Source organism: Pseudomonas baetica (assembly GCF_051216495.1).
Classification (GTDB): Bacteria; Pseudomonadota; Gammaproteobacteria; order Pseudomonadales; family Pseudomonadaceae; genus Aquipseudomonas; species Aquipseudomonas baetica_B.
In genome coordinates, this window is sequence record NZ_JBPKAM010000030.1 from 1 (window position 1) to 25,169 (window position 25,169).

13 protein-coding genes, 1 tRNA gene and 4 pseudogenes are annotated in these 25,169 nt (G+C 58.8%); 3 read left to right on the plus strand and 15 right to left on the minus strand.

Annotated elements, in window-relative coordinates; translation table 11 throughout:
- Window positions 1-152 precede the first annotated feature (152 nt).
- The 3 genes from ACSFE6_RS13095 to gabD form a co-directional block, all read right to left on the minus strand.
- Entirely contained in the window at window positions 153-1,367 is a 1,215-nt protein-coding gene (locus ACSFE6_RS13095; RefSeq protein WP_435428000.1) for an HDOD domain-containing protein, read from the minus strand.
- A 126-nt stretch (window positions 1,368-1,493) separates the two neighbouring features.
- On the minus strand, window positions 1,494-2,771 hold the full coding sequence (gene gabT, locus ACSFE6_RS13100) for a 4-aminobutyrate--2-oxoglutarate transaminase (RefSeq protein WP_435428001.1): 1,278 nt from the start codon (window positions 2,769-2,771) through the stop codon (window positions 1,494-1,496).
- Window positions 2,772-2,954: 183 nt separating this feature from the next.
- Window positions 2,955-4,397: an NADP-dependent succinate-semialdehyde dehydrogenase gene (gabD, locus tag ACSFE6_RS13105; protein ID WP_433738105.1), complete on the minus strand. Its 1,443-nt coding sequence runs from the start codon at window positions 4,395-4,397 to the stop codon at window positions 2,955-2,957.
- 349 nt (window positions 4,398-4,746) lie between these two features.
- Between gabD and ACSFE6_RS13110 the strand changes: the two genes are divergently transcribed.
- A tRNA-Arg gene (locus ACSFE6_RS13110) sits at window positions 4,747-4,823 on the plus strand.
- Window positions 4,796-5,098 (plus strand): hypothetical protein, encoded by a 303-nt coding sequence (locus ACSFE6_RS13115; RefSeq protein WP_435428002.1) that lies wholly within the window; start codon window positions 4,796-4,798, stop codon window positions 5,096-5,098. The genes ACSFE6_RS13110 and ACSFE6_RS13115 overlap by 28 nt, the downstream gene beginning before the upstream one ends.
- Before the next feature lie 180 nt (window positions 5,099-5,278).
- Here ACSFE6_RS13115 and ACSFE6_RS13120 read toward each other — a convergent pair whose 3' ends face one another.
- From ACSFE6_RS13120 to ACSFE6_RS13140, 5 genes are all read right to left on the minus strand, one after another.
- Window positions 5,279-8,851 (minus strand): Ig-like domain-containing protein, encoded by a 3,573-nt coding sequence (locus tag ACSFE6_RS13120; RefSeq protein ID WP_435428003.1) that lies wholly within the window; start codon window positions 8,849-8,851, stop codon window positions 5,279-5,281.
- A gap of 135 nt (window positions 8,852-8,986) precedes the next feature.
- Window positions 8,987-10,156: an HlyD family efflux transporter periplasmic adaptor subunit gene (locus ACSFE6_RS13125; protein ID WP_435428004.1), complete on the minus strand. Its 1,170-nt coding sequence runs from the start codon at window positions 10,154-10,156 to the stop codon at window positions 8,987-8,989.
- The gene (locus tag ACSFE6_RS13130) at window positions 10,153-12,408 is read right to left on the minus strand and encodes an ATP-binding cassette domain-containing protein (RefSeq protein ID WP_435428005.1); all 2,256 of its coding nucleotides are present in this window, start codon (window positions 12,406-12,408) and stop codon (window positions 10,153-10,155) included. The genes ACSFE6_RS13125 and ACSFE6_RS13130 overlap by 4 nt, the downstream gene beginning before the upstream one ends.
- Window positions 12,401-13,753, minus strand: coding sequence for a TolC family protein (locus ACSFE6_RS13135; RefSeq protein WP_435428006.1), 1,353 nt, complete (start codon window positions 13,751-13,753; stop codon window positions 12,401-12,403). The genes ACSFE6_RS13130 and ACSFE6_RS13135 overlap by 8 nt, the downstream gene beginning before the upstream one ends.
- Before the next feature lie 228 nt (window positions 13,754-13,981).
- Window positions 13,982-18,181, minus strand: a complete 4,200-nt coding sequence (locus ACSFE6_RS13140) for an autotransporter outer membrane beta-barrel domain-containing protein (RefSeq protein ID WP_435428041.1) — start codon at window positions 18,179-18,181, stop codon at window positions 13,982-13,984.
- A 132-nt stretch (window positions 18,182-18,313) separates the two neighbouring features.
- Here ACSFE6_RS13140 and ACSFE6_RS13145 point away from each other — a divergent pair, with 132 nt between their 5' ends.
- Window positions 18,314-18,763 (plus strand): hypothetical protein, encoded by a 450-nt coding sequence (locus ACSFE6_RS13145; protein ID WP_435428044.1) that lies wholly within the window; start codon window positions 18,314-18,316, stop codon window positions 18,761-18,763.
- 132 nt (window positions 18,764-18,895) lie between these two features.
- Here ACSFE6_RS13145 and ACSFE6_RS13150 read toward each other — a convergent pair.
- The 7 genes and pseudogenes from ACSFE6_RS13150 to ACSFE6_RS13180 all read right to left on the minus strand — a co-directional run.
- Window positions 18,896-19,027: pseudogene (locus ACSFE6_RS13150) on the minus strand (ESPR-type extended signal peptide-containing protein); the annotation flags it as partial.
- Window positions 19,028-19,891: 864 nt separating this feature from the next.
- Window positions 19,892-20,095 carry a hypothetical protein gene (locus tag ACSFE6_RS13155; protein ID WP_435428007.1) on the minus strand — a complete coding sequence of 68 codons (204 nt, stop codon included), beginning with the start codon at window positions 20,093-20,095 and terminating at the stop codon, window positions 19,892-19,894.
- Window positions 20,096-20,391: 296 nt separating this feature from the next.
- Window positions 20,392-20,898 (minus strand): annotated as a pseudogene (locus tag ACSFE6_RS13160) (methyl-accepting chemotaxis protein); the annotation flags it as partial.
- A gap of 585 nt (window positions 20,899-21,483) precedes the next feature.
- Window positions 21,484-22,011 (minus strand): annotated as a pseudogene (locus ACSFE6_RS13165) (MCP four helix bundle domain-containing protein); the annotation flags it as partial.
- Between the two features lie 695 nt (window positions 22,012-22,706).
- A complete protein-coding gene (locus ACSFE6_RS13170; RefSeq protein WP_435428042.1) occupies window positions 22,707-23,471 on the minus strand; it encodes a methyl-accepting chemotaxis protein in 765 nt (254 codons plus the stop codon).
- A gap of 93 nt (window positions 23,472-23,564) precedes the next feature.
- Window positions 23,565-24,596, minus strand: a pseudogene (locus ACSFE6_RS13175) (HAMP domain-containing protein); the annotation flags it as partial.
- A 300-nt stretch (window positions 24,597-24,896) separates the two neighbouring features.
- A complete protein-coding gene (locus ACSFE6_RS13180; protein WP_435428008.1) occupies window positions 24,897-25,157 on the minus strand; it encodes a hypothetical protein in 261 nt (86 codons plus the stop codon).
- Window positions 25,158-25,169: the final 12 nt, after the last annotated feature.

Below are 25,169 nucleotides of genomic sequence, written 5' to 3' on the forward strand. Positions count from 1 at the left end.
CCCCCCCCCCCCCCCCCCCCCCCCCCCCCCCCCCCCCCCCCCCCCCCCCCCCCCCCCCCCCCCCCCCCCCCCCCCCCCCCCCCCCCCCCCCCCCCCCCCCCCCCCCCCCCCCCCCCCCCCCCCCCCCGCTCCCACAGGGATAGGTGTGAGACTTACTGTTTGCGCATCCGCATCAACTCCGGCAACCCGATCTTGAGCAGTCGCGCCGTCCGGCTTTTGGCCAACTCCTCGATGCCCTCATGCTCGGTCAGGCGCGCCAGTTGCGCCGCCATGTTCATCACCAGCGCTTCGCGGGAGTAAACGCCGCCGCCGAGCTGATAGGCCGCCGCAATCAGCTGCCGCAGTTCCAGGGGCAGGCGCCAGCGAGTGCGCAACGCCGACCCGTAAGCCGCGCCGAACTCAACCAGTGCCTCACCCACTTCCTCTTGATCGTCCAGCTCGCCACCGGCCTGCTTCCACTCCTGCAAACAACGCAGCAAGGCCAGGTCACCGAGGCGGTGCAGCATGCCGGCGCAATAACAGCGCGCCTGATCCAGGTCCAGCAAGCGCGCCAGCGTCCGCGCATATTCAGCGGTGTGCAGCGACAGGTCCCAATAGCGCTCGGCGTAGTCCGCCAAGTAAGGGTCGCTCAGCTTTGCACTGCGCTTGAGGGCCAGGCCCAGGATCAGGTTCATGCTTTGCCCGGTGCCCAGTCGATGCAAGGCTTGGGACAGGGTTTGCACAGCGGCGCCATGGTGCTGGGCTGCGCTGTTGGCGGCGGCGATCAGCACGGCGGTAACCTGCGGATCGGTGCGGATTTCGTCTTCCAGCCTCGTCAGATCGAGGCCGCCGGGGTTGAGGCTGCGCTTGACCGCCAATTGCACGTCGGTCATCAGCGGTGCACCTTCCGCCAACTCACGACGTCGCTCCAGGTACACCGACAGCGTCATGCCCGGTGCCAGCGAAGGCACCTCACAGGTGACCTGTTCACCGCCATTGAGCAGTAAATCCTGCAAGCGGTGGGTCAGGCTTTCCATGTTCAGGGGTTTGGTCAGGTACGCGGCAGGCGCTAGCGGCAGGGCTTCACGCACGCTGGCGCTGTCATTGCGACTGCTCATCAGAATGAAAGGCAGCGGCGGATTGCGTTTGCGCTGGCGCACGCTGCGCAGCACATTCAGGCCATCGACACCGGGCAACTCCCAGTCGGCAATCACCAGATCGTAAGGATGGGCGGCAAGCCATTCCAGCGCCTGTTGGCCGTCGGCGCACAAGTCCAGTCGCGCATCGCAGCGTACGTTCAACAGCACTTCCTTGAGCAGATCACGGGACCAGGGGTCGGCCTCGGCAATCAGCACTCTGGGAATGGCGGGTAAATTAACCATTGTCATACAGCTCTCCCTGGCAATGCCTGAACCTTAGCGAATGCTGGCCATTCGATACAGCCGATTGCGTTTCACAGGGCAAAAAAAACCCGCCGAAGCGGGTTTTTTTGTCGATCAGGTCACACTGGGTGATCAGATCTCGGCGAAGCACTCTTCGATGATCGCCAGACCTTTGTCCAGTTGCTCGTCCGGCGAGGTCAGCGGAACCAGGACACGCAGAACGTTGCCGTAGGTGCCGCAGGACAACAGGATCAGACCTTTTTCGCGAGCCTTGGCCACCACCGCTGCAACAGCAGTCGGGTTTGGCTTGTGGCTGTCGCCGTTTTCGAACAGCTCGACCGCGATCATCGCGCCCAGGGCACGGACTTCGCCGATTACCGGGTACTTGGCCTGGATAGCCTTCAGACCAGTCACCAAGCGCTCGCCGACAGCCTTGCAGCGGTCCAGCAGGTGCTCTTCTTCGAACACTTCCATCACGGCCAGGGCCGCGGCGCAAGCGATCGGGCTACCGGCGTAAGTACCACCCAAGCCGCCCGGTGCGATGGCGTCCATGTATTCGGCCTTGCCGCACACACCGGCCAGCGGGAAGCCGCCAGCGATGGATTTGGCGAAGGTAGTCAGGTCGGCAGCAACACCCATCTGCTCCATGGCGAAGAAGGTGCCGGTACGGCCAGCGCCGGTTTGTACTTCGTCAGCGATCAGCAGGATGCCGTGCTGGTCGCACAGGGCACGCAGACGCTTCATGAATTCTTTCGGCGCGACGTAGAAACCACCTTCGCCCTGAACCGGCTCGATGATGATCGCAGCGATGTCTTTCGGCTCGGCGTCGTTCTTGAAGATGCGCTCGATGCTGGCGATCGAATCGTCGATGCTCACGCCGTGCAGTTCGTTCGGGTACAGCGCGCGGAAGATGCCGCCTGGCATCAGGCCCATGCCAGCGGAGTAAGGCACGACCTTACCGGTCAGGCCCAGGGTCATCATGGTGCGACCGTGGTAAGCGCCGGTGAACGCGATCACGCCGGCACGGCCAGTGGCGGCACGGGCGATCTTGATGGAGTTTTCCACGGCTTCGGAACCGGTGGTCACCAGCAGGGTTTTCTTGGCGAAATCACCTGGAACGCGAGCGTTGATTTTTTCGCACACTTCTACGTACGGCTCGTAGGCCAGTACCTGGAAGCAGGTGTGGGTCAGCTTGTTCAGCTGCTCGGTCACGGCGGCGATGACTTTTGGGTGCACGTGGCCGGTGTTCAGCACGGCGATACCGCCGGCGAAATCGATGAACTCACGACCTTCAACGTCGGTCACGGTAGCGTTCTTCGCGGAATCGGCGAAGATCGGGTGGATCTGGCCAACACCACGTGGAACAGCAGCGGTACGGCGGGCCATCAAATCAGCGTTAGTCTTGCTCATTACATTCCTCATTCGCCGCTCATCGGTCGGCGTGGTTCAAGGATTAAGCGGCGGGGAACAACAGCGGCAGCATGCGATGATCGACTGCCACAGCGTTCCCGGCCACCGAGAAAATTTCGTTTGAAACACGCAAAGGGTCAGCGCTCTCGTGCCCTTTGCGTTTGTAACAATGCCTTGCCGGGCTTAGATGCCCAGGCAGAGGTATTTGATTTCCAGGTAATCTTCGATGCCGTACTTGGAGCCTTCACGGCCCAGGCCCGAAGCCTTGATGCCGCCGAACGGCGCGACTTCGTTGGAGATCAGACCGGTGTTGACGCCGACCATGCCGTATTCCAGGGCTTCAGCCACACGGAACACACGGCCCAGGTCGCGAGCGTAGAAGTACGAGGCCAGGCCGAACTCGGTGTCGTTGGACATCGCGATCACGTCGGCTTCGTCTTTGAAGCGGAACAGTGGCGCCAATGGACCGAAGGTTTCTTCCTTGGCCACGGCAGCGTTGTTCGGCACGTTGGTCAGGATGGTCGGCTCGAAGAAGTTGCCTTCCATCGGCTTGCCACCGGCCAGTACGGTTGCGCCTTTGCTCAGGGCGTCGGCAATGTGCTCTTGCACCTTGGCCACGGCTTTTTCGTCAATCAGCGGGCCGGTGGTGGTGCCGGCTTCCAGACCGTTACCGATCTTCAGCTTGGCCACAGCGGCTTTCAGTTTTTCGGCGAACGCGTCGTAAACACCGTCCTGAATGTACAGACGGTTGGCGCAGACGCAGGTCTGGCCGTTGTTGCGGTATTTGGAAATGATCGCGCCTTCGACGGCCTTATCCAGGTCCGCGTCGTCGAACACGATGAATGGTGCGTTGCCGCCCAGTTCCAGGGACACTTTCTTGATGTCCTTGGCGCATTCCGACATCAGTTGACGACCGATTTCGGTCGAACCGGTGAAGGACAGCTTGCGCACGATCGGGTTGCTGGTCAGCTCGGTACCGATGTCGCCGGCGCTGCCGGAAACCACGCTGAACACACCGGCAGGGATGCCGGCACGCTGAGCCAGTTCGGCCAGGGCGAAAGCAGAGTATGGGGTTTGCGAAGCAGGCTTGAGCACCATGGTGCAACCGGCGGCCAGGGCCGGGCCGGCTTTACGGGTGATCATCGCGGCCGGGAAGTTCCACGGGGTGATCGCTGCGGTCACGCCGATTGGCTGCTTGATCACGATCAGGCGCTTGTCTGGCTGGTGGCCCGGAATCACGTCACCGTAGATGCGCTTGGCTTCTTCGGCGAACCACTCGATGAAGGAAGCGGCGTAAACGATTTCGCCTTTGGCTTCGGCCAATGGCTTGCCTTGTTCCAGGGTCATCAGGCGAGCCAGGTCGTCCTGGTTCTCGATCATCAGTTCGAACCAGCGACGCAGTTTGCCTGCACGCTCTTTGGCGGTCAGTGCACGCCAGGCCGGCAGCGCTTTGTCAGCAGCTTCGATGGCACGGCGGGTTTCGGCAGCGCCCATTTTCGGCACGGTGCCCAGAATTTCGCCCGTTGCCGGGTTGTTGACCTTGATGGTCTGACCATTGTCCGCATCGACCCACTCGCCATTAATGAAGGCTTGCTGGCGGAACAATTGGGTGTCTTTAAGCTGCATGTCGGCTTTCCTTAACAGCACCGCGCGGGGCGGAGCAATTTTGTGATTGTCGAAAGGCGCCTTCAAAGGCTGCCGTCAGGGAAATCATTCACCGGGCTGAAGCACATAAATAGCGCACGTAATGGACTCGTGCGGTTCAGCACCCAGACAAGAGCGTTTGAAATCTCAAACGAATCCTAGGATCAAAGGGGGTAAAGGACAATAGGGCGTTCGAAAAAAAGAACGAAAACGTCCCATTTGCCTGTTTTTTCTGATCAACGTAACAAACGCAGGTTACGCTTGTGAAAACAGCAAGCGATTCAGCAGCATGGACGCCTGCCATGCATATGAGTATCATGGCGCCCGCATTGCACCAGTAGCTCAGCTGGATAGAGTACTGCCCTCCGAAGGCAGGGGTCGTGGGTTCGAATCCCGCCTGGTGCGCCATCTTCTACCCCTTGTATTACAAGGGGTTGGCTTCACTGCCAGAAGCCTGTCCTAGTCCTGAAAGTCGTTTTTGCCACAAATTTGCCACTCTTGAACGTGGCGGGAATGGTCGAAATGGCAACAATCAGGAATCGCGGCGAGTATCAGTGGGAAGCGCAAATCCGCCGCAAGGGCTATCCAGCCCAAAGAAAACCTTCGAAACCAAAGCCGATGCCCAAGCCTGGGCGTGCATGATCGAAATTGAAATCGACCGAGGCATTATTCTCTCGCGCTGATTTGAATAGATTCACCCTGCCAATTGAGAATTGACCCAGGGCGCGGACGGTCCTCCACTTTCTGTTTCGTCTATACCAGGGGCTGAACAAAGCCGCGGACGGAGACGGCCTCAAGCCATCATTGACTGACGACCACGGCAAGATGCATAGGGATCAGATCCATGGCAGGTTAGTGCTCATCTAAAGCACCTGAATTCCCGGGTTCCAGGTCGGCGTGGCGGTCAATATATCCAGCGAGCCGTCCAGGAAGGATAACCGTTCGATGGCTAGCAGATGATCTGTTCCCTCATTGACGGAGGAGATGCGTTTATCCGAAATGGTCCAATCCCCGGTTCCGTTCTGAGTCAAGGTATAGTCAGAGCAAAGGCCTGAGTAACGGGCAATATCCATACCGAGTCCACCGTCTAGCGTGTCGTTACCCCCTCTGCCTTCGAGAAGATCATTTCCGCCACCGCCCATGAGAATATTCGCCACCTCATTGCCCAGGATCATGTCGTTGCCGCCACCCCCGATCGCATTTTCGATTACGCAGTTGTAGGCAATGGCGATGTTATTGGTCATTTGGTTAGTTGAGGAATAGGTACCGCTAAGCAGCGAGATTTTCGAGGCGCTGTTCCATCCGCTCAAATCCAGTGTGTCATTACCCGCCGAATCAAACAGCGTCAGAACTGGAAAGGCGTTCTTGGTGATATCCGAGCGGTCTGTGGTAAAGAAATAAAGCTGCGCCGCCTGACCCGTGATCGTGCTATTGAATCCGTAGGTTGTGTTATCCGTCCGGGTTGTTGTCGAAACGCCGTAGATACTCTGAATCGCCTGGATATCATCGAGCATCGGTGTTTGGGCCGCGGCTGTATAACCGAAAGGCGAAATGTCTTCTCTGAACCAATCCGCCTGCATAGTGTTCGCGTCCCAAGCGGGTGAACTCACACCCACAAAGTCTTGATGCGGACGGTAATAGGACATGACGGAATAAGCCGTCACGTTCTGATAGTAGTCCACGGGGCCAGATCCCACGCCTGCATGTGCCAAGCCCAGCGTGTGGCCAATTTCATGCTCAACCGCCATGAAGCGGTATGCCGTCATGTTCTGTGGCAGAAACTTGTCGTTGTTGAACCAAACAGAGCCGATGGCCGGATAGGATCCGGTGGCGGTATTCGTATAGGTTGTACTTGACCCGAACTCAATATCCGAATAACCGGATGCCTCTGTTCCTGTACGTGTTATTTCCACAAAGGTCTGGGGAATAAGATCATCCCAGGTCATCAAGGCGAGGCGCATGGTCGCCTGCTGTTCTGGCGTGATCGCCTGAAAGCCGGCCATGTAGGTTGCGTTCTTGTTATCCATTCCGTCAGCTGTCGTCGGGAACGAATAGGTGATGATTCCCGGCGCCCCACCCCGCCAGCGATACCCTGTATCAAGGGTTGCCTTTACTTCGCTATCGCTTTGAAGAACCGAGTCGGTGACCAACGTAAATTGCAGGTGCTGCACCGCAGAAGTTTGACCGGCGCCATCTGTCTGGCGTACGTAAACGGTGTGAAGCCCCTGGCCGATGATGCCAGAAATCGTGTCACCGCTGCCGGTCTGCCAAGCGGAGATACCATCGATGCTGTACTCCCAGGTTGCCCCAGTGGCGAGTCCGCTGACCACAATTGTGCTATTGGCGGTCAGCAAATCATCCGCATGGCCGGTATCGTTCTGCAGAGCCAACGTAACCGGGGCAATCGGAGCGGTGATGGTCAAAGATGAAGCTGGACTGGAAACGCTAGTATTTCCTGCTGCATCCACCAACGATGCAGTGAAGCTATGGGTTCCCGAGGATAGTATGGGCGTCGAAACCTCGACCTGTCCGGCAGCCACCTCAGCGGACGTCAATACGTGGCGCAAAAATTCGGCGGTACCATCCCTCACCAACAGGATATCGCCAGCGACGGCATTGGTACCCAGCAAGTTGTAGCGCAGCAGCGGTGTTGTATCGTCCGTTGACCCGCCGGGTGCAATGTTGCCTGGCGTGGAGCCATCATCCGTTATGGCGGCAAGGGTTGGCATGCCCGGCGCTGTCGTATCCAACGTATAGGTCTGCGGCGCACTCGGCCCCGACACGTTGCCCGCCAAATCTGTCTGGCGCACCGTATAGCTGTGCGAACCCTCGCTCAGTGTAAAGCGGGTGCCAGTACCGGTCACCCACATGCCGTTGTTGTCCACTTGGTACTGCCAACTCGCCCCGGCTTCCAGCCCGCGCACGTTGACCATGTCATTGCTCGTGAGACTGTCGCTGCCCGAGGCCCCTGTGTCGGCAGCCAGCGCCGTGGACGGCGCCGCCACCGTGGTATCGATCACCACCGCCTGGCTGCTCACCGCACCGGATTGGTTCAAGGCATTGACCACCCGCGCCTGGAAGGTGTAGTTGCCCGCAGGCAGCACATTGCTCAGGTTGTCCAAGACGTAGTCGTTGCCGCTCAACAGCGACGCATCGTTCCAGCTGACCCCGTTATCCAGCGAAATCTGCACCTTCTCGCCCGCGCCCAGCGTGCCCGTCACCGTAGCCAGGACCCGTAGCGACTGCTCGTTGGTCACAAAGTCGCCGGTGTAGACACCCGAATCGAGGCTGATTGCCGTGATGTTGACGGTGGCCGTCGCTGCACGGGTTTCCACTATCACGTTGTAGGTCGCGCTGGTCACGCCAGCGTTGCCCGCCCCGTCCACCACTTGGGCGGTGAAACTGTGCGCCGCCGCGGCCAAACCGCTCGTGGCATAAGTCCAGGTCGTGCCGATAACCACGGCGTCGCCCAGATAGGTCGCGCCGTCGTACACTTTCACCACTTCGCCCGCATTCAGCGCCGCCGCCAGCGTGCCCGACAGCACCAACGAAGTGTCATCGCTCACGCCGCCGTTGACCACGTTACCCGTGATCGTGCCTGCGTCGTCGGCCGCCCCGGTGATTGCCACCGCCTGCATCGGCGCGACCTCAATGCCAAGCAGCACAGTGACCGGTGAACTGACATTGCCGGAAGGATCCTTCTCGATCACGGTGACCGGACCGTTGGTGGTCATGGTCGCTGGAACGTTGACCAACCAGGTGCCGTCACCCGCCACCGTGCCCCTGCTGGTGGTGGCATCCGGCCAGGTGACCACAATGGTGTCGCCCGGCGTGCCGGTGCCCGACACGTCCTGCGCGCCGTCGCCATTGCGGTCGCCGATCACCGCGGTTGGTGCATGCGGCGCGTTCGGCGTCGTCGGCGCGGCGTCATTCGCCCCCCCTCCGGCGGAACTGCCTGATCCGCCCCCGCCACTCGCGGCCGCCACAACACCACCCACTGCCAGCGCACCCAGCGCGGCCAAGCCGACAGTCCCCAAACCACTTGCACCACTCGCCCAGGCGAACAGGCCGGACTCGTTGTTGTCCGGGGTTAGGTACATCCGATAGTCGTTGCCCTCGGCCGTACTTATGGGCCCGCTCGCCTGCGTCAGCGAGACGGTCTCTCCATTGGCCTGCAGGGTATCGAAGGAGGCTATGCCGTCCTTGCCGACCTCGGGGAAGTAATCCTTGAGTACAAGACGCTCTTCACCCTCAATCTCTACCACAAGGTGCTTGCCAACGCGCTTGGTCACCATGTGTGCCGGCGCCTTGCCGGTCTTCTCGTCGATCACTTGATAGTGCACCCCCGATTTGGCGGCCACCTGGCTTTTGGCGGCGGTGAGAACGTTGCGCTCGGCAATGGCCTGAGGAGATTGCTGGATTAGAACGAGAGACATAAAAGGCTTTCCGCAAGAATGGAAAAGGCAGAAATCGAAAAAAGGGAAACGCGTCCGCCAGGGCTACACCAGGCTCATCTGCGCGTTAACCATAATTTTCTCGAACGTTTTAAAAAAAACCGGTCAAAGGGCCGCTCAACGTTCATGCAAGGCCTCTTTGAACGTTTTGGAGACGGGTTTGGTGAGGTAGGACAGGACGGAGTGCTTGCCTGTTTCGATGTCCACTGTTGCCGTCATCCCGGGCTGGATTTCGATTTTGCGATCCGGGCGCTGGGCGTTGTGCAGGTCCAGCGCCGTGTGGTCAACGTCCACCTGGACACGGTAGTAGGGGACATCGCCTTGCGGCGTCTGCTCAGACAACGTGTCCGGGCTGATGTAGCGCACCTTGCCGTCCAGCATTCCGTAAATGCTGTAGTCATACGCATCGAGTTTAATGGAGGTGGGCAAGCCCACACGCAACGTCCCCACATCGGCAGGCTTGAGCTTGGCTTCGATCACAAACTCACCCGAGGAGGGCACCAACTCCATCAACTCATCGCCCGGGCGCACCTTGGCCCCCGGCGTGGTGGTCTGAATATTTTTCACCTGCGCGTCCGCCGGCGAGTAAATCTCGGCGCGCTCATACATCGACTTGCGGTCGTTCAACTGCTCTTGCTGCGTTGACAAGTCTTCCTGGGCCTTGGTCATCTCCATTTGCGCATCCTGGAAGAACTTGCTCTGGCGGCTGGCAATCTGGCCTTGCAGTTCCGCCGCTTGGCGTTTGAGCCGGATGATGTCGGCCTTGCCGATGTCACCGGTCTTCAGGAGCGGGAGGTTCAGCGCCAGTTCCTCGTTCACCAGGGCCAGGCTTTTCTGCATGGCCGAGACGTCGGCCTGCAGCAGTGAGCGGCGTCGCTGGAACAACGCCTCTTGGTTGGAAACGAAATGGGGAAACGCTTGCACGTCCGGCGGGAATACCAACGGCAGCCCCAGTACCTCGGCGCGCAACCTGGCCAAGGTCGCCTGCAAAGCCGCTACCTTACCCTCGCTGTCGTTGTAGGCGGCCGCCACCTGACTGCGGTCCATTCGCACGAGCAACTGCCCTTTGGTCACGGTTTGGCCTTCTTGCACCAGCATCTCGCTAATGACGCCATCAATGGCCGCCTGGACCACCTGGGTCCGTGCGACCGAGATGACCTGCCCCTGCGCGCGGGAGGTCTGGGCGATCTCTGAGAAACTCGCCCAAACCAGCAGCACCGCCAACAGCACCGTGATACTGACAATGATCTTCAGATGCGAGCCCAGGGAAATGCATTCGTGCTTCATGACAATTTCTCACTCTGGGCGGCAACGCTGGGTCCTGTTGGGCGCACGGTGCCACTCGAAAGGTGCGCAGGCGCAGTGACGCCCGTCGATGCAAACGGCATCGGCGCGCCCGCAGGCGTAGTCGTGGGCGCGACCGATCGGGCGGGCACCTGAATGGCACGCAGCACGTCCTGTTTTGAACCGTCAGCCACTACGCCCTGCGTACTCAGGACCACGATGCGATCCACTAACGAGAGCAGTGCCAACTTGTGCGTGACCAGGATGAGTGTCTGGTTCACGCCGATTGATTGGCTCAGAGCTTTCAGGCAACGCGCTTCCGTGACGTCGTCCATGGAGGCGGTAGGCTCATCGAGCAGCCACACACTCGGTCTGGCCAGTAACAGGCGGGTCAGGCCCACTAGTTGCTTTTGTCCGCCCGACAAGCCGGTGCCGCCTTCGCCGATCTCCAGGTCCAAGCCTTGGGGGTGGCTCGCGACCACCGCAGCCAAGCCGGTCCAGCGACAGGCATCCAGCACCTGCTGTTCATTCACCCCATGCAGACCGGCCAGTAGGTTGTCGCGCAGTGAACCGGCCACCAGGCGGATATCCTGCGGCGAGTAGCCCAAGTGCTCGCTCAAGCACGCCCGGGAAATCTGCTGGATGTCCAGTCCGTCGAGCAGCACGCGGCCGGCCCTGGGGTGGTAGAGCCCGGCCAGGACCTTGAGCAGGGTACTCTTGCCTGCACCGATCGCGCCGAGAATAGCGACCTTCTCGCCCGCGCGGATGCGCAGGTTCTTGATCTGCAGCGACTGCGGCCGGCCCGGGTAGGCGAAGTGCAGGTCGTTGACCTCGTAGTTGCCCGAGACGTGCTCAGGTGTCAGCGGGTTGACCACTGCATGGTTGTCGAGCTCGAGCGTAAACACTCTCTCCAGCGTCTCCAGCGCGGCGCGCGCGTTGGCCCACTGGACGATCAGACCGGGCAATGCCGCCACCGGTCCGAGCACGCGCCCCGACAGAATGGAGCAGGCGATCAGGACACCGGAGGTCAGGTTGTTGTCCGTGACGGCCAGGTATGCCCCAACGCCCACCAGCCCGACGTAGCTGGCCTGCTGGATGAACGCGGCGATGTAGGAGGCCTGCTCGCTGTAATGGCGCATCTTCACGCCATCTTCCGACGCCGCTCGCTCGACCAGGTCCCATTGGGCCTGCTGGCGCCAGCGCGAGCCGAACGCCTTGATGCTCTCGGCGCCCTCCACGGACTCCACCAGCAGCCCCAGTTTTCGGTTGGCCAGGGCGTTACCCGATTGCGCGTGACCGGCGATCTTGCCACGGTAGTACAGGCCGACAGCCACCGACAGCAGCAGGAAGAGCACCGGCACCGTAGCCACTAATGGCCCTGCGAGTAAGGCGATGACCGCCAAGAACAACAGGGCGAACGGCGCATCCACAGCGAAATACATCGTGGCGGTGGACATAAAGGCGCGGATTTGCTCGTAACTTCGCAGTTGCGCGGACAACGAGCCGACACTGGAGGGGAACTGATCCATACGGATCGTCAGCAAGCGCTTGAAAATCTGGTGTGACAACGACAGGTCCATGCCCTTGATCGAGTGCTCCAACACACCCGAACGGGCCATCTTGATGAGCAATTCCAGCAAGGCCGCCAACACCGCACCGAGGGTGAGCACCAGCAGGGTGGAAACCCCCTGGGTCGGCATGACACGATCATAGACCTGCATGCTGTACAACGAGCCACCGAGCGCCAGCAGGTTGCCCACCAGGGCGGCGCCGGCCGCCCAAGCGAACACTTTTTTGTGGGACAGTAAGGCGGCGCGAAACATCGCACGGGCCGTGGTTTGGCCTTTGACGCCGGCGACGTTCGCCGGGGCGATGGCAGTGAATACTGATTGTGCTGGCACTTCGTCGAGCATCCGGACCTTGTCGATGCCCTCGAAGCGCCAGTGCCCCACCTGGTCGCGTCCCACGACCATCCCCCAGCCTAGTGCCGGCACGAACCCGATCATAGGCAGTTGCAACTCGTTCGGGCTACCGACCCAATGTGCAGCCCGCAATTCCATCAAAGTCAGCAACGCCGCCACAGCGCCGACCTCTTTTTGTACACCCTCCTGCCGGGGCTCTGTGGCGGAGAGGGTGAGCAGTCCCTTGAGACGGCGCATTGATGGCTTGTCACGATCCGGGAACAGCGCATGGCACTTCCCACAGATCCAGTTCAATTGGCTGGCGAACGGGTCGCCCTTTATGTCGCTAGTCATTGGCGTGGGTCATCCAGAGGGGTTCGCCGCAGTAAAGGGCGAGTCGGTAACGGCTGGTCACGCGCTGCGCGGTCAGATCCATGACCGCGATTTCGGCAAAGGAGAGTTCGCGCGCGGCATTCAACATGTCCAGCCAGCTGCGCTTGCCCGTGTTAAAAAGCCGTTCGTAGGACCCCAGCACATTCCCGGCGGCCTTGGCATTGGCCTCGATGTCCGGCTTGCTTTCCATGGCCGAGCGCAGGTTTTCGTATTCGCTGCGCACGCGGCTTTCCAGATCCGTCAGTGCCGCTTCACGGTTGGCCTGCGCCACCTCTACCCGCGCCTGGGCCGAATTCGCTCGCGACAGCGATGACAGGCCTGCACCCGGCGTGAACTGCAGTTGCAGCATCACCGCATTGTCTGAGTTGTGACCCAGGTTCGACTGGGCCTGCTCATTCTGGGCCACCAAGGACAGGGTCGGGTATATCGCCGCCTTGCTCACGGCGGCGTCGCCACGGGTGGCCTCGATGTCCCGCGACAGGCGCCGCAGCGTGGGGCTGAAATCTTCCGCGAGCGCTACAACGTCCTCCAGCCCCGCTGGCATCGAGCCGGAGTGCTCGATCTGGACGTCGGCGCGCGTCAGCCGCCGGCCTACCAGTTGGGACAGTTGGGCGAGAGCGGCATCCTCAGCCGCCTTGGTCGAGATGAGTTCCGCTCGGGCACCCGAGCGGCGAGAGCGCACCAGCTCAAGGTCGCTGGAGGGAGATGCGCCGCCCTCGACACGACGCTGCATGCTTTGCTGGTAGCCGTCCAGTCGAGCGAGTAAGCGCTCCAGCACCTGCTGCCTGCCGCGCGCCTGTACGAAGTTCTGGTAGGCGGCGGCCACGCTGAACGCCAGGTCCTGCCGGGCCTCCCCCACACTGTATCGGGCCGATTGGGCGCGCGCCTTGGCCGCATCCAGTCCGGCCGTCAGACGTCCGCCGGCCCACAAGGGCTGTGACAGGCTCGCCTTGGTGGTTTGTTCGCCGGAGTGGCCCTGTTCAACCTGGAGGGAGGGCGTGGGCAGGAATTGTTGCCACGCGCCATCCTGTTCAGCGTCCGCCGCGTTCACTGCGGCGCGGCTGGCGGTAACGCTCGCGTGCGTGCTTGCCGCTTCCTCTGCCAAAGCATCCAGCGATAGCGCCCCATCCGTGATTCGGGTGCTAGTCAACGGCTGTACACCCAACGCTCCATAGAGGCCCTCGCTGTTCGTCCAGCTCGCCTGCGTCGACGACGTACCATGCACCGACGGCGCCAGAGCGCCGAGAACACAGGTGACGACCACGCGTGAAAGGCCCATGAATGATGTTGTGTGGAGATAATTCATTAAAATAGGTGTTCCGACATTGACGATAACGTCACCGTCTTTGTTTGTTGCCACAAAGGAAAATTGCGATGCCGGAAAGACCGATCATCCGCTCGCGGTATTGTTGCTACAGGACACCAAGGTCTTGCCCGGGGGTTGAGGGTTCAAGCCCGCTTTGACAATCACCACCTCCGTGCTTGTGACTGTCAGAGCGAACTCAGCCGTCTTGCCCAAATTGGCCGCTCGCGCTTACCAGGCGTACTTCACGCCGACTTGGAACTTGCTGGCGGTATAGTCATGCTCGCCACTTTCGATCCCGACCTGACCCCAAACGCTCACGGCGGTGCTCAGGTTGCCCTGCAGGCCAACTTTGGCCTCCAGGCGATCTTCGGGCAGCGCGTCATGCACCTTCATTCCATCGAATTCAATAGCCTGTGAGCTTGGACCGTGCCACCAGTTAACTTCGGCAATCGGCTCGATGCCTGAAACACCTCCCAGGTCACCGTGCAGGCGTACGCCCAAGCGTGTCGTCAGCGTCGTATCCACCTGGCCTGAGACCACCGTTCCAGTGTGCTCTGTGTGTGAATTGGCCCGGTACTTCGAGTTGATCACTTGGGCTTGCGGCTCGATGTACAGCTTTGTGTCCTTGCTCTCATGGATAGCGATCGAGTAACCCGTTTCCAGCGATGCCGACAGATTGCTCGACCTGTAGTCCTCGCTTTCCAGCCCCTGGCCTTTAACCTGGTTGTCGAACTTGCCGTACATCAACCAGCTGTCCACGTAAGGGCCAGACCGGGTGTCTTGATGACCGAACCAGGTGCCGTATACACCGACGCTATAGCCATTCACCGAGCCATGTGAACTCAGGCTGCCGTTATCGGCGCGGTTGTCGCTCGTGCCGTACGCGCCCATCGCGCCGACCCGGACACTGCCGTCGGCCCCGTCACTGAAATGCAGCAGGTCGCCGCCACCATGTATCAGCGAAATCGTGTCGGACAGGTCCTGGCGGCCCGCGCCTGTACGGTCGCTGCTCTTGTTGACCACCCGCAGCCAGCCATTGGTGTCACCCGATGTGCTCTCATCGTCGCTCTGTGCTGAAAATTGGCGATCATGCAGCGTGTGGATCAGCATGGTCGAAGCGGCTTCCTTGTTGTTCAGATAGCTCCCTACCTCAGGCCGAAAACGCTGAGAGGGCATGGGGGTATCAGGCTGCTCGCAAAGCGAGCGGTCATTAACGCAGTCCACCGAACTCAGGTACCAGTCATCAGCCACCCCGTTGTTGCCGCCCCGCACCAGGTAATAGTCGTAGGCGCCAGCGGCGATTGTGCCCGTACCGGCGCGGTAGCCGTCCGAGGTCGGCGCCAGGCTGAATGCGTCAGTCTCGGTCGTTGCACCATTGCGCGTCTCGACCACACGAATGCCCTGGTCCGTTTGCGCGCCATTACCCCCCGCGTGGCGGATGATCAGCCCGGTGGTGCCGGTGGCGCGGCCGCCGTCAATCACGATACGGTCACTCACCGATCGATCGTCACCCAGGACGGTATACAGTTCTACCGTGCCACCTCGACCGACCCAGTTGCTGGCGGTGAGGGTACGGCCTTGGCTCAAAGGTAGCGTGGTCGGCTCGACAAACTGGATGGCGCCGGCCAGATCGACGTTATCGACAAGTGAGCTGTCGGTCATTCTCCAGATGCTGGTTGAGTCGATCTTGACGTCTGTCGGGTCGATCCAGCCGGTCAGGCTCGCGCCATTCTGCAGGGTCAGGCGGGTGCCGCGGGTGCCGATGATATTGCTGGTCAGTTGTGCACCACCATCGATGCCGTCAAGCACCAGCTCGCCGCCTCGCAATTCAGTGATGCCGGTCCAGCCCGTTTGGCCAGTCAGGGTCAGCGTGCCATCACCGGTCTTGATCAGGCTACCCGCTTTCGTACCATCGGTAATATCTCCGCCATACGCAGTGTTGTCGGCTGTCGTGGAGTTATTGGCCGTCAGTGTCGCGCCGTTGAGCCGGATTTCTCCACCGGTGCCGGCCAGACGGTTGGCGGTTTGGTCGTTGCCATTGAGGTCAAGCACGCCGTCATTGACGATCACATCGCTGCTGCTGGCGAAGCTGTCAGCCACATCTGTGCGCAGGGTTCCGCCATTGAGGGTAGTGCTGCCGGTGTAGGTGTTGGCGGCCGACAGTACCAGCAGGCCCCCACCCGATTTGCTCAGGCTCTTCCCGTCCCAGCCGCTGGCAAAGCCACCGGCTGGCAGGCTCTGGTCGGCCAGGATGGTATCAATCTGAAACGCAGTATCGTCCTTGACGGTGAAATCGCCCGTACCCTGGGTCTGTCCGCCATCATTCCAGGCCATCCGGAACCCAATGTTGTAATTCTTGCCGTCGGCCGAGATGTGACCGTCTCTAAGCAGATAATCCAGACCGGTCTGGGCATTCTGGCTATTGGTGAAGTCCCCGGTCACGCCGTTGGTGGCCTGTATGAGGGTATAGAGGCGCTGAGTCACTTCGCTGGCCTTGACCGCTGAGGTGGCGTTCGGACTGAAACCGTCAAATGTGAACAGGCCATCCAGGCTCGCCGAGTCCGCCTTGATCACCGGCCGGGTCGCGTCCAGGGTGACCTTGAGGGTCGCATTGGCGGCTTGGGTAAACACCCCTCCCACCGCCAGGGTCGAGTGATCCCGGCCAAGATCGGTCGTGGCGCCAGCCTGCGTGGTGTAATTGCCCGTCGTGGTAAATGCGTCCGTCTGCTCGAACCGCAGCGTGCCGCCCTGGACCTCCACGCTGGCGACCTGCGAACCGGCACCCGCTACGGTCACGCTGTCGGCGGTGGTTTTTTGCAACGCGCCGCCGTGCAGCACGCCATTCGCGGTCCCCGCCCGGAAGTCGAACAGGCCCGACGCATTCACCGTAGTGTCCGCGGCCAGCGTGCCACCGCTGAGCTGGTAGGTGCCCAGGTTCAGCGTCCCGCTCTGCACGGTTCCGCCGAACTGCTTGAGAGCCGTCTGGGTCTGGGCGGTTCCGCCAAGATCAAGCGTGCCACCCGAGACGGTCGTGGTGCCGGTGCTGGCCCCCAGCGTTCCCGCGCCTGTGAGTGCCAACGTACCGGCATCGACGGTGGTGCCACCGGTGTAGGTGTTGGCGGCCGACAGTTCCAGTAGGCCCCCGCCCGATTTGTTCAGGCTCTTCCCGTCCCAGCCGCTGGCAAAGCCACCGGCTGGTGCGCTTTGGTCGGCCAGGACGGTATCAACCTGAAACGCGGTATCGTCCTTGACGGTGAAATTGCCCGTACCCTGGGCCTGTCCACCATCGGTCCAGGCCATCCGGAACCCGAGGTTGTAATCCTTGCCGTCGGCCGAGATGTGAGCGCCTCTAAGCAGATAATCCAGATCGGTGTTGGCATTCTGGCCGTTGGTGAAGTCCCCGGTCACGCCATTGGTGGTCTGTATGAGGGTATAGACACGCTGAGTCACTTCGCTGGCCTTGACTGGCAAGGTGGCGTTCGGACTGAAACCGTCAAACGTGAACAGGCCATCCAGGCGTGCCGAGTCCGCCCTGATCACCGGCCGGGTCGCATCCAGGGTGACCTTGAGGGTCGCATTGGCGGCTTGGGTGAACACCCCTCCCACTGCCAGGGTCGAGTGATCCCGGCCAAGATCGGTCGTGGCGCCAGCCTGCGTGGTGTAATTGCCCGTCGTGGTAAATGCGCCCGCCTGCTCGAACCGCAGCGTGCCATCCTTGACTTCCACGCTGGCGACCTGCGAACCGGCACCCGCTACGGTCACGCTGTCGGCGGTGGTCTTTTGCACGGCGCCGGCGCCGCGCAGCACGCCGTTCGCGGTCCCCGACCGGAAGTCGAACAGGTTCGACGCATTCACCGTACTGTCCGCGGCCAGCGTGCCATCGTTGAGCTGGTAGGTGCCCAGGTTCAGCGTGCCGCCCTGCACGGTTCCGCCGAACTGGTTCAGGGTTGCCTGGGTCTGCGTGGTTCCGCCCAGATCAAGCGTGCCACCCGTGACGGTCGTGATGCCGGTACTGGCCCCCAACGTTCCCGCGCCACTCAGTGCCAACGTGCCGGCGTCGACGTTGGTGCCGCCGGTGTGGGTGTTTTTGCCGGTCAGTTCGAGTCTGCCGGAGCCAGACTTGGTCACCATCCCCGTACCGGAAATCACACCACCATAGGCAGCGTCCGTTACCTGTTCAAATTGAACTCGGCCGTTGTTATTGATGTTTTTCGGAAAATCATCTCCTGCACCTTTCAGTGTTCCGCCATTGTCGACCAGGGTGGTTCCGGTGAAATAGCCATAGTAGTTTCCCAAGACGAGGGTGCCGGCTTGTACATCGAATGTGGCCGGTCCGGTTCGGTCATTCGGCCCCAGCACGCCACTTAAAGTCCAGGTGCCCAGACCTGTTTTGTTGATGTACGTAAAGTTCTTAATCCTTCCGGACATAACATCCGAATGTCCGGCCTCCGCGTCCAGGCGCAATGTATTAGTACCGCCACCACCATTGAGGTTTCCAGAGAAAGTTGAATTATTTCCAAGGGCAACGTTGTCATTGCCACCCTGGAAATTCAAGTTGCCTTGTACGATTGCTCCAGGTCGATTGATAAAATCAATCCCTACATTTCCGTAACTGCCAAGTGCCTCACCATTCGCACCGGCAATGATGGTCCCAAAGTTGTCGATTCGATTCCGGCCATGGCCAATCATCCCCCCGCTGTTTTCAAAGAAAATGGCAGAGCTTGCGCCTCCACGAATCGTGCCCTTGTTTATGACCGTGTTCCCATCTCCCAAGGCGTTTATCGCTTCACTGTTACCAGCAGGGCCGACTGCGGTTACACTGGCGCCGACACCGATAGTGAGCGTGTTTCCGTAGCCGAATTCGATCGTATTCGCGCCTACCCCGTACTGACCGTAGGAGTTACGTCCGGCGTTTCTGAGAGAGGCACCCTCTTCCAAGGTAATAGAACCATTATTGCCAAGTGCAATTCCTGTGGCATCACCAATATTGAGTTGGCTACCGGCACCTAGTACAACGCTGAACCCATCGACAGTCGACGCGCTGCCAATCGGCGAGGTATAAGGATTCGGATTGCTAGCGTCGCAAACTACGGAAGTCGTTGTTGCAACACAGTTAGCATTAACGGGAGAGACGGCTAACAGACTGCTGCTGGCTATCGCTGCAACGACAGAACTTCTACCGAGTGTTCTCTTCTTGCCGCGTGCGAACTCTGACGTTACCACCCAGACCTGGAGGGCCTCACTCCAAATCAAACAATAGTTTTTTTTGTTCATTTGCCTTCAATTCCAATATCGACATGATGCGTACTTTGGCTGCGCAACATGCCAGCTCGGCCAGCAGCAGTCAGTGCTCTGCACTTAAATCCGTTAGTAATAATAAAGAACTATCCATGTACTTTTTTATTGATCATCGAGTGCGCAAACGCTCCCCGACAACCCCAAGGAAGAGTGACGATCAACGCCTTACGAAATAACTTTAGCCGCGACAGGGTGGGGAAGTTTGCCTTTATATAATCGTCAATTAGGTATCGCGTCACATACATCAAGAACAATCACACTCCTGGCGATCATAGGAGTTCAATTGTTCTGCAACTGCCGTGGATAACCACTGCCATCCCCACTCACGATGAGCTCCGGAACGAGTTCCGCAGATTGCAGGCTTCCATAGGCTAGGTTTTCGGGCGCGAATTAAGCCTGATGCCCCAACCGCTCATCAGACAATAAAACTTTTAAGTCGCCGCCTGGCCAGCAAGGAAGCTAGCCATGTTAAACGTTCATCACAGGACTTATTAGATGGACGCCCTTGCCTGTAAGTATCAGGCGGAACGAGCTTAGAAGGATATAGGGAAATCCTGAATTTCAGAACGGGTCAATATGCAACGAACATCATTGCTTTTTGAGGGGCAGCTCGGAGCAACAGGCCCGGCTCCGCGTAATTCCAGTCATCACTACCTGCAATACTCGCCGGAGCGCTGCGCCGGTGCCGCCATGACAAACAATCGACACTGACGGCTTCCACATGCTGGCCTCCATCATCAAGGGAAAGGTCTCAAGTTGAACCTGGCACGCTGCGTCGCGACCTGACCAGCTTCAACCATACCGGAGAGCAGCTGATATCAGCCGACTCCCGTTTAAAAATCATACCGTTTTGTTGCAAAAATTCAGCGCAAAGACTTGGGCGTCGTCGGCCGCTTTCTGCAGCATTTGCACGGCCCTTGCCTGCATAAATTCTGGGTTATCCAGTTTTTCGGACTGCTGCAGCAAAGACTTTGCCAACTCCAGCTGCGAGTAAATATCAGCGAGCTTTGCCCGTGCATCATCTAAGGCTTCATGTAGTTTCACTAGAAACTCCCTTACGATTCATTACAGATACGCCTAAAAATACAAACTCAAACCTGCTTCACTTGATAGCAATCATTTGCGCCTGACATTAACCAGCTCATCGCACTATTGAAAAGCCCCACAAACCGCCACAATATTATTCGACGCCACCGCCTATCTATAACGTTACCATTTGATATTTCAGCGCGAGAACATCCTAGGTCGAATATCTCACCAGAGCCAACCAATAGCGGCCGTCTCTGATGGATACTCTTGAAGCTTCCCTAAGGAAAGCCCGCAATTAATTCGCGGGGCGCTTAAACTGTAAACTGAGTCACTATCTTGTTTAAACTTATGGCCAACTTCGATAGCTCATTACTGGCAACGGACGTCTGGTCCGCAGCCGCTGCACTCTGAATCGATAGATCCCTAATACTCATCAGGTTCTGGTCCACGGAGCGGGCGACCGCTGCCTGTTGCTCAGACGCTGTAGCGATCAGCAGGTTTCTTTCGTTGATATCAGTCACCGCCCTGGATATTTCCCGGATCGCCTCCCCGGCTTCGCGCGCGATCTCCAGAGCTTTGATCGCCTCATCCCTGCTTAGGTGCATCGAAAGAACAGACTTGTCCGAGCCCGACATAATGCCACTCATCATTTGTTCGATTTCCTGCGTCGACTCCTGGGTTCGATGAGCCAGGGCCCGGACTTCGTCAGCCACCACGGCAAATCCACGGCCTTGTTCACCGGCGCGAGCAGCTTCAATGGCGGCGTTCAAGGCTAATAGATTGGTCTGCTCGGCAATGGCCCGAATCACGTCCAGCACCTTTCTGATGCCTTGAGTCTGCTGCGCCAACACTTCGAGGTCGTTGCTGGTCTGGCCTACAGAGCCGGCCAGGTTTTCGATCGAGGAAATCGTCCGCGTGACCCGATCCAGGCCCGTATGGGCGGCTGTATTGGACTGCTGTGTAGATTGAGAAGCGGAAACCGCATTGCGGGCAACATCTTCGACCGCCGCCGTCATCTCGTTGACGGCCGTCGCGGCCTGTTCGGTTTCGAGATTCTGTTGTTGTACACCCGCTTTCGACTCATGGGTGATGGCACTCATTTCTTCAGATGCCGATGCCAGCAAGGAAGAAGATTCGGAAATGTTATTGATCGTGCCTCTGAGATTAGTCAGCATCGTCGCCGCGGACCTTTGCAGCTCGGTCAACTCATCGGCACCCGACACTTCCACATTGCTCCGTAAATCGCATTCGGCAATTTTCTGATTGACCAACAGCAATGATTGCAACGGTAACACGATGCTTCGTGTGAAGATTATCGCGATGAATACAGTCGCCACCAAGCCGGCAACAATGATTGTAATCGCTGAAATAAGACCACTGTCGAAGGCTTCGCGCGCATTCACTCCCGACTTTTCTGCACCCTCTGTATTCAAGGCGATCAACTGATCAATATTGCTCATCAGTTCTTCCGCCGCCGGTGCAGTCACCTCCTGAATATAGGTAAAGGATTCGGCCTGGGATTTGTCAGCTTGCGCCAAAAAAACCTGTAATTTATCGCGGTAATGCTTCATTGACTCCAGCACTTTCTCATATTTAACCCGCTCAGCCTGAGAGGAAACTCTAGGCGCATAGTTTTGAGAGAGCTCAACGAACTTTTTGTCCAAATCGACTACTTTGGTGCGTGCCGCCTCCTTGCCCGTCGTCCCTTGCATAACGTAGTAAAGCAGCGAAAGGCGAAGCTTATAGGTGGTCGTCCTTAACTCGGATAAGTTCTGTATGCTCGGAAGCCAATCGACCTCCAGCTTTTTCGCTTCAGAACCAATTTGTGACATTTTCCATACAGACAATCCGCCCATAGATATAAGCAAAAGGCAAATAATGCCAAAACAAAGTGTTGCACGCGCGCCTAACCTGATATTTCTTATAATCATTTTTTAGTCTCAGTATCTATGTATCGTTTTTAGACTCCCGGCGCCAACAGCCAAAGCGGGATAAAGCGTTAAACGCCTCACAATAACCAGCCAGGCGCGACGGGAATATCAGGCAAAACCTAAACGCAAAACTTGAGATTGCCGGCGGGCTAATACAAATTGGCAAGGAGAGGATGGAGGATACAGAACGGGGGTGTTACAAGACCTAAAGAACCCAGAGAGCCCGTAAACGCGATGCTGATCGATTTCCCGGAATATTGGACAGTCCGATAGAGCGTGAACGGTGATGATGACTCTGGAGTGACAACAATCGGTCGATTCTGCCTGTCGCCACCTGCAACGGGTCGATCACTGTCGATCACTGTCGATCACTGTCGATCAACTACAGACAGCTAGTCAGCTTGAATGCACACGACTGGTCATTTGGAGCATGCGGCTGGACTGAAATCGATCGGGCTTGCCACAAATTCACCACGCTCACCCCGCTAACCGGGGCGAAAAACCGCTACCTCCAGCGACCACAACCCTTTGACTCCCCCCAGCTAATCTGCGCCAACGTATTGATTCTAAGCGTCGGCTTTTAGGACTCCGAAGGCAGGGGTCGTGGGTTCGAATCCCGCCTGGTGCGCCATACGCAAAAACGAGAAAGCCCCGGACCGCACGGTTCGGGGCTTTCTCGTTGTCGCCGGAACCGGTCAGATCCGGAAACTGCCCACCAATTGCTTCAAGCGGCTGGCCTGCTGTTCCAGGTCCGAGCAGGCGCTCAAGGTGAACTGCAGGTTCTGCATGCCTTCCTGGTTCAGCATGTTGATCTCGTTAATGTCCATGTTGATCGAGTCAACCACGGCGGTCTGCTCTTCCGTGGCGGTGGCCACCGACTGGTTCATCCCGTCGATTTCACCGATGCGCTGGGTCACGCTGCCCAGGCGCTCGCCCGCCTGGTTGGCAATCGATACGCTGTCCTGGCTATGACGCTGGCTTTCACCCATGGTATTGACCGATTCACGGGCGCCGACTTGCAGCTCCTCGATCATGTTCTGCACTTGTTGCGCCGATTCCTGAGTGCGGTGAGCCAGATTGCGAACTTCGTCAGCGACCACGGCAAAGCCACGCCCCGCCTCGCCAGCACGCGCCGCTTCGATGGCCGCGTTGAGCGCCAGCAGGTTGGTTTGCTGGGAGATGCTGGTAATCACTTCGAGGATCTGACCGATGTTCACGGTCTTGCTGTTCAGCGTTTCGATGTGCGAACTGGAGGTGACGATCAGGTCCGACAGACGGTTCATGGCCTGAATGCTGCGATCGACCACTTGCTGGCCTTCTTCGGCCAAGTGGCGGGCGGAGCTGGCGTGTTGCGAAGCTTGCGCGGCGTTATGTGCGATTTCCTGGGCGGCAGCCCCCAGTTGATTGATCGCGGCGGCGACGCTGTTGGTTCGGTTGACCTGCTCGTCGGAATTGACCATCGAAGAGTTCGATGCGCTCACGACCCGCAGGGCCACTTCGTTGACCTGCTCGGTGGCCGACGACACTTCGCGGATCGAGGTGTGAATACGCTCCACGAAACGGTTGAAGGCGTTCCCGAGAATGCCGAACTCGTCCTGGGTATGAATGACCAGGCGCTTGGTCAGGTCGCCCTCACCTTCGGCGATATCTTCCATCGCCTTGGTCATGGCCTGCAGAGGTTGCAGCAGCAGACGAATCAGCATACCCAGCAGGGCAATAATGAAGACCACGGCGAACAAGGTGGCAACAACCGCCGACGCACGGAATTCACTAAGCCTGGAAAAAGCCTTGTCCTTGTCGATGGACAGGCCGATGTACCAGTTCACCGAAGGCAAGCCCTTGACCTGGGCGAACGTGACGAGACGGGTTTGGCCATTGGCCTGGACTTCGGTCAACTCGCCGTTGATCCGTGGCGTACCCTGCGGGAAGAGGTCGCTCAGGCTCTTCATTTGCATGTTTTTGTCGGGGTGGACCAGCACCTTGCCATCGGAACTGACCATGAACGCGTAACCCACTCCGCCCAGATCCAGCTTGTTGATGATGTCGACCAGCGCACCGAAGCTCACATCGCCGCCAACCACGCCGACGGTCTGCCCCGACTTGCGGATGGCCGCCACCATGGAGACCACCAGCGTGTTAGTGGCCATTTCAACGTACGGCTCGGTCATGGCGACACTATTGCTAGCTTCGGCCAGCTTGTACCAAGGGCGTGTACGCGCATCGTAGCCGTCGGGCATCTTCGCATCAGGCAGGATGGCGAACTCGCCTTTGGTGGTACCGACGTAGGTGCTGGGGAAACTCGACACCAGCGTTTTCTGCGCCATCAACGTAGTGATGCTGGCCATCTCCGGGTTCAAGGCCGCGTTTTGCGCCAGGTTTTCAACCAGCAAGGTGCGACCGTCAAACCAGTTCTTGATGTTGGCTGCTGTCACTTCGCCCATTTCATGGAGGTTGTTTTCCAGATCCTTGCGAATGGCGTTGCGCTGGAGGTAGTCGTTATACAGCGTGAATAGCGTGAAGGCGGCTACCACGATCAACGACGCCGCAAGAAGGATCTTGTGGCTGAATCGGAGGTTTTTATTCATAACGGGTCGTGTCCACGAAGGCGTTATTGGTGATTGGCACGAGCATTGGAGACCAAGCGGTCGTCATGCTACGGCTCTATATCGACCACCCGCATGAAATACTGAACATCATTGTTCGTTTTTCTATACGCGGAAGAATCCCCGGTAATTTCGAAACTGGATGCGGAACGTTGCTATGAAGGCAGGAGGGCGCGGACTCGAATCGCGTCTGACACGCGATGAAATAGATGTGAGAAAGCTTCAGGTGCGATGGGGTTGGTTTTTCTGTGTGCCACAAAAAAACCGCCGAAGCGGTTTTTGTTATTCCGTCGTCCAATCAAACTCGTCGTACTCATCATCCTCGTCGTCCTCGAAAAATTCCTCTTCAAGGTCGTCATCCTCAGCCGCTTCTGGCTGATTCAGCAGAAAATCCTTACGACTCTCGGTAATCGCACGCCGCAGTTCCTCACCCTTTTCCGGGCAGTTGAGCATTTGGGCGATGCGGTCGATTTTCTTTGTCACGGCATGCTCCAACGCATCGGCTATGGCCCGATAGTGCGCGCTTTCGGGCCTTTTTGCCAAATGGTGGTGCGG

What these genes read in the sequence shown, in the direction of transcription:
- gabT (WP_435428001.1), bottom strand. Translation starts at nt 2,771, where the DNA reads ATGAGCAAGACTAACGCTGATTTGATGGCCCGCCGTACCGCTGCTGTT.
- ACSFE6_RS13140 (WP_435428041.1), bottom strand. Translation starts at nt 18,181, where the DNA reads ATGTCCGGAAGGATTAAGAACTTTACGTACATCAACAAAACAGGTCTG.
- ACSFE6_RS13120 (WP_435428003.1), bottom strand. Translation starts at nt 8,851, where the DNA reads ATGTCTCTCGTTCTAATCCAGCAATCTCCTCAGGCCATTGCCGAGCGC.
- ACSFE6_RS13170 (WP_435428042.1), bottom strand. Translation starts at nt 23,471, where the DNA reads ATGGTCAATTCCGACGAGCAGGTCAACCGAACCAACAGCGTCGCCGCC.
- ACSFE6_RS13095 (WP_435428000.1), bottom strand. Translation starts at nt 1,367, where the DNA reads ATGACAATGGTTAATTTACCCGCCATTCCCAGAGTGCTGATTGCCGAG.
- ACSFE6_RS13130 (WP_435428005.1), bottom strand. Translation starts at nt 12,408, where the DNA reads ATGACTAGCGACATAAAGGGCGACCCGTTCGCCAGCCAATTGAACTGG.
- gabD (WP_433738105.1), bottom strand. Translation starts at nt 4,397, where the DNA reads ATGCAGCTTAAAGACACCCAATTGTTCCGCCAGCAAGCCTTCATTAAT.
- ACSFE6_RS13135 (WP_435428006.1), bottom strand. Translation starts at nt 13,753, where the DNA reads ATGAATTATCTCCACACAACATCATTCATGGGCCTTTCACGCGTGGTC.
- ACSFE6_RS13125 (WP_435428004.1), bottom strand. Translation starts at nt 10,156, where the DNA reads ATGAAGCACGAATGCATTTCCCTGGGCTCGCATCTGAAGATCATTGTC.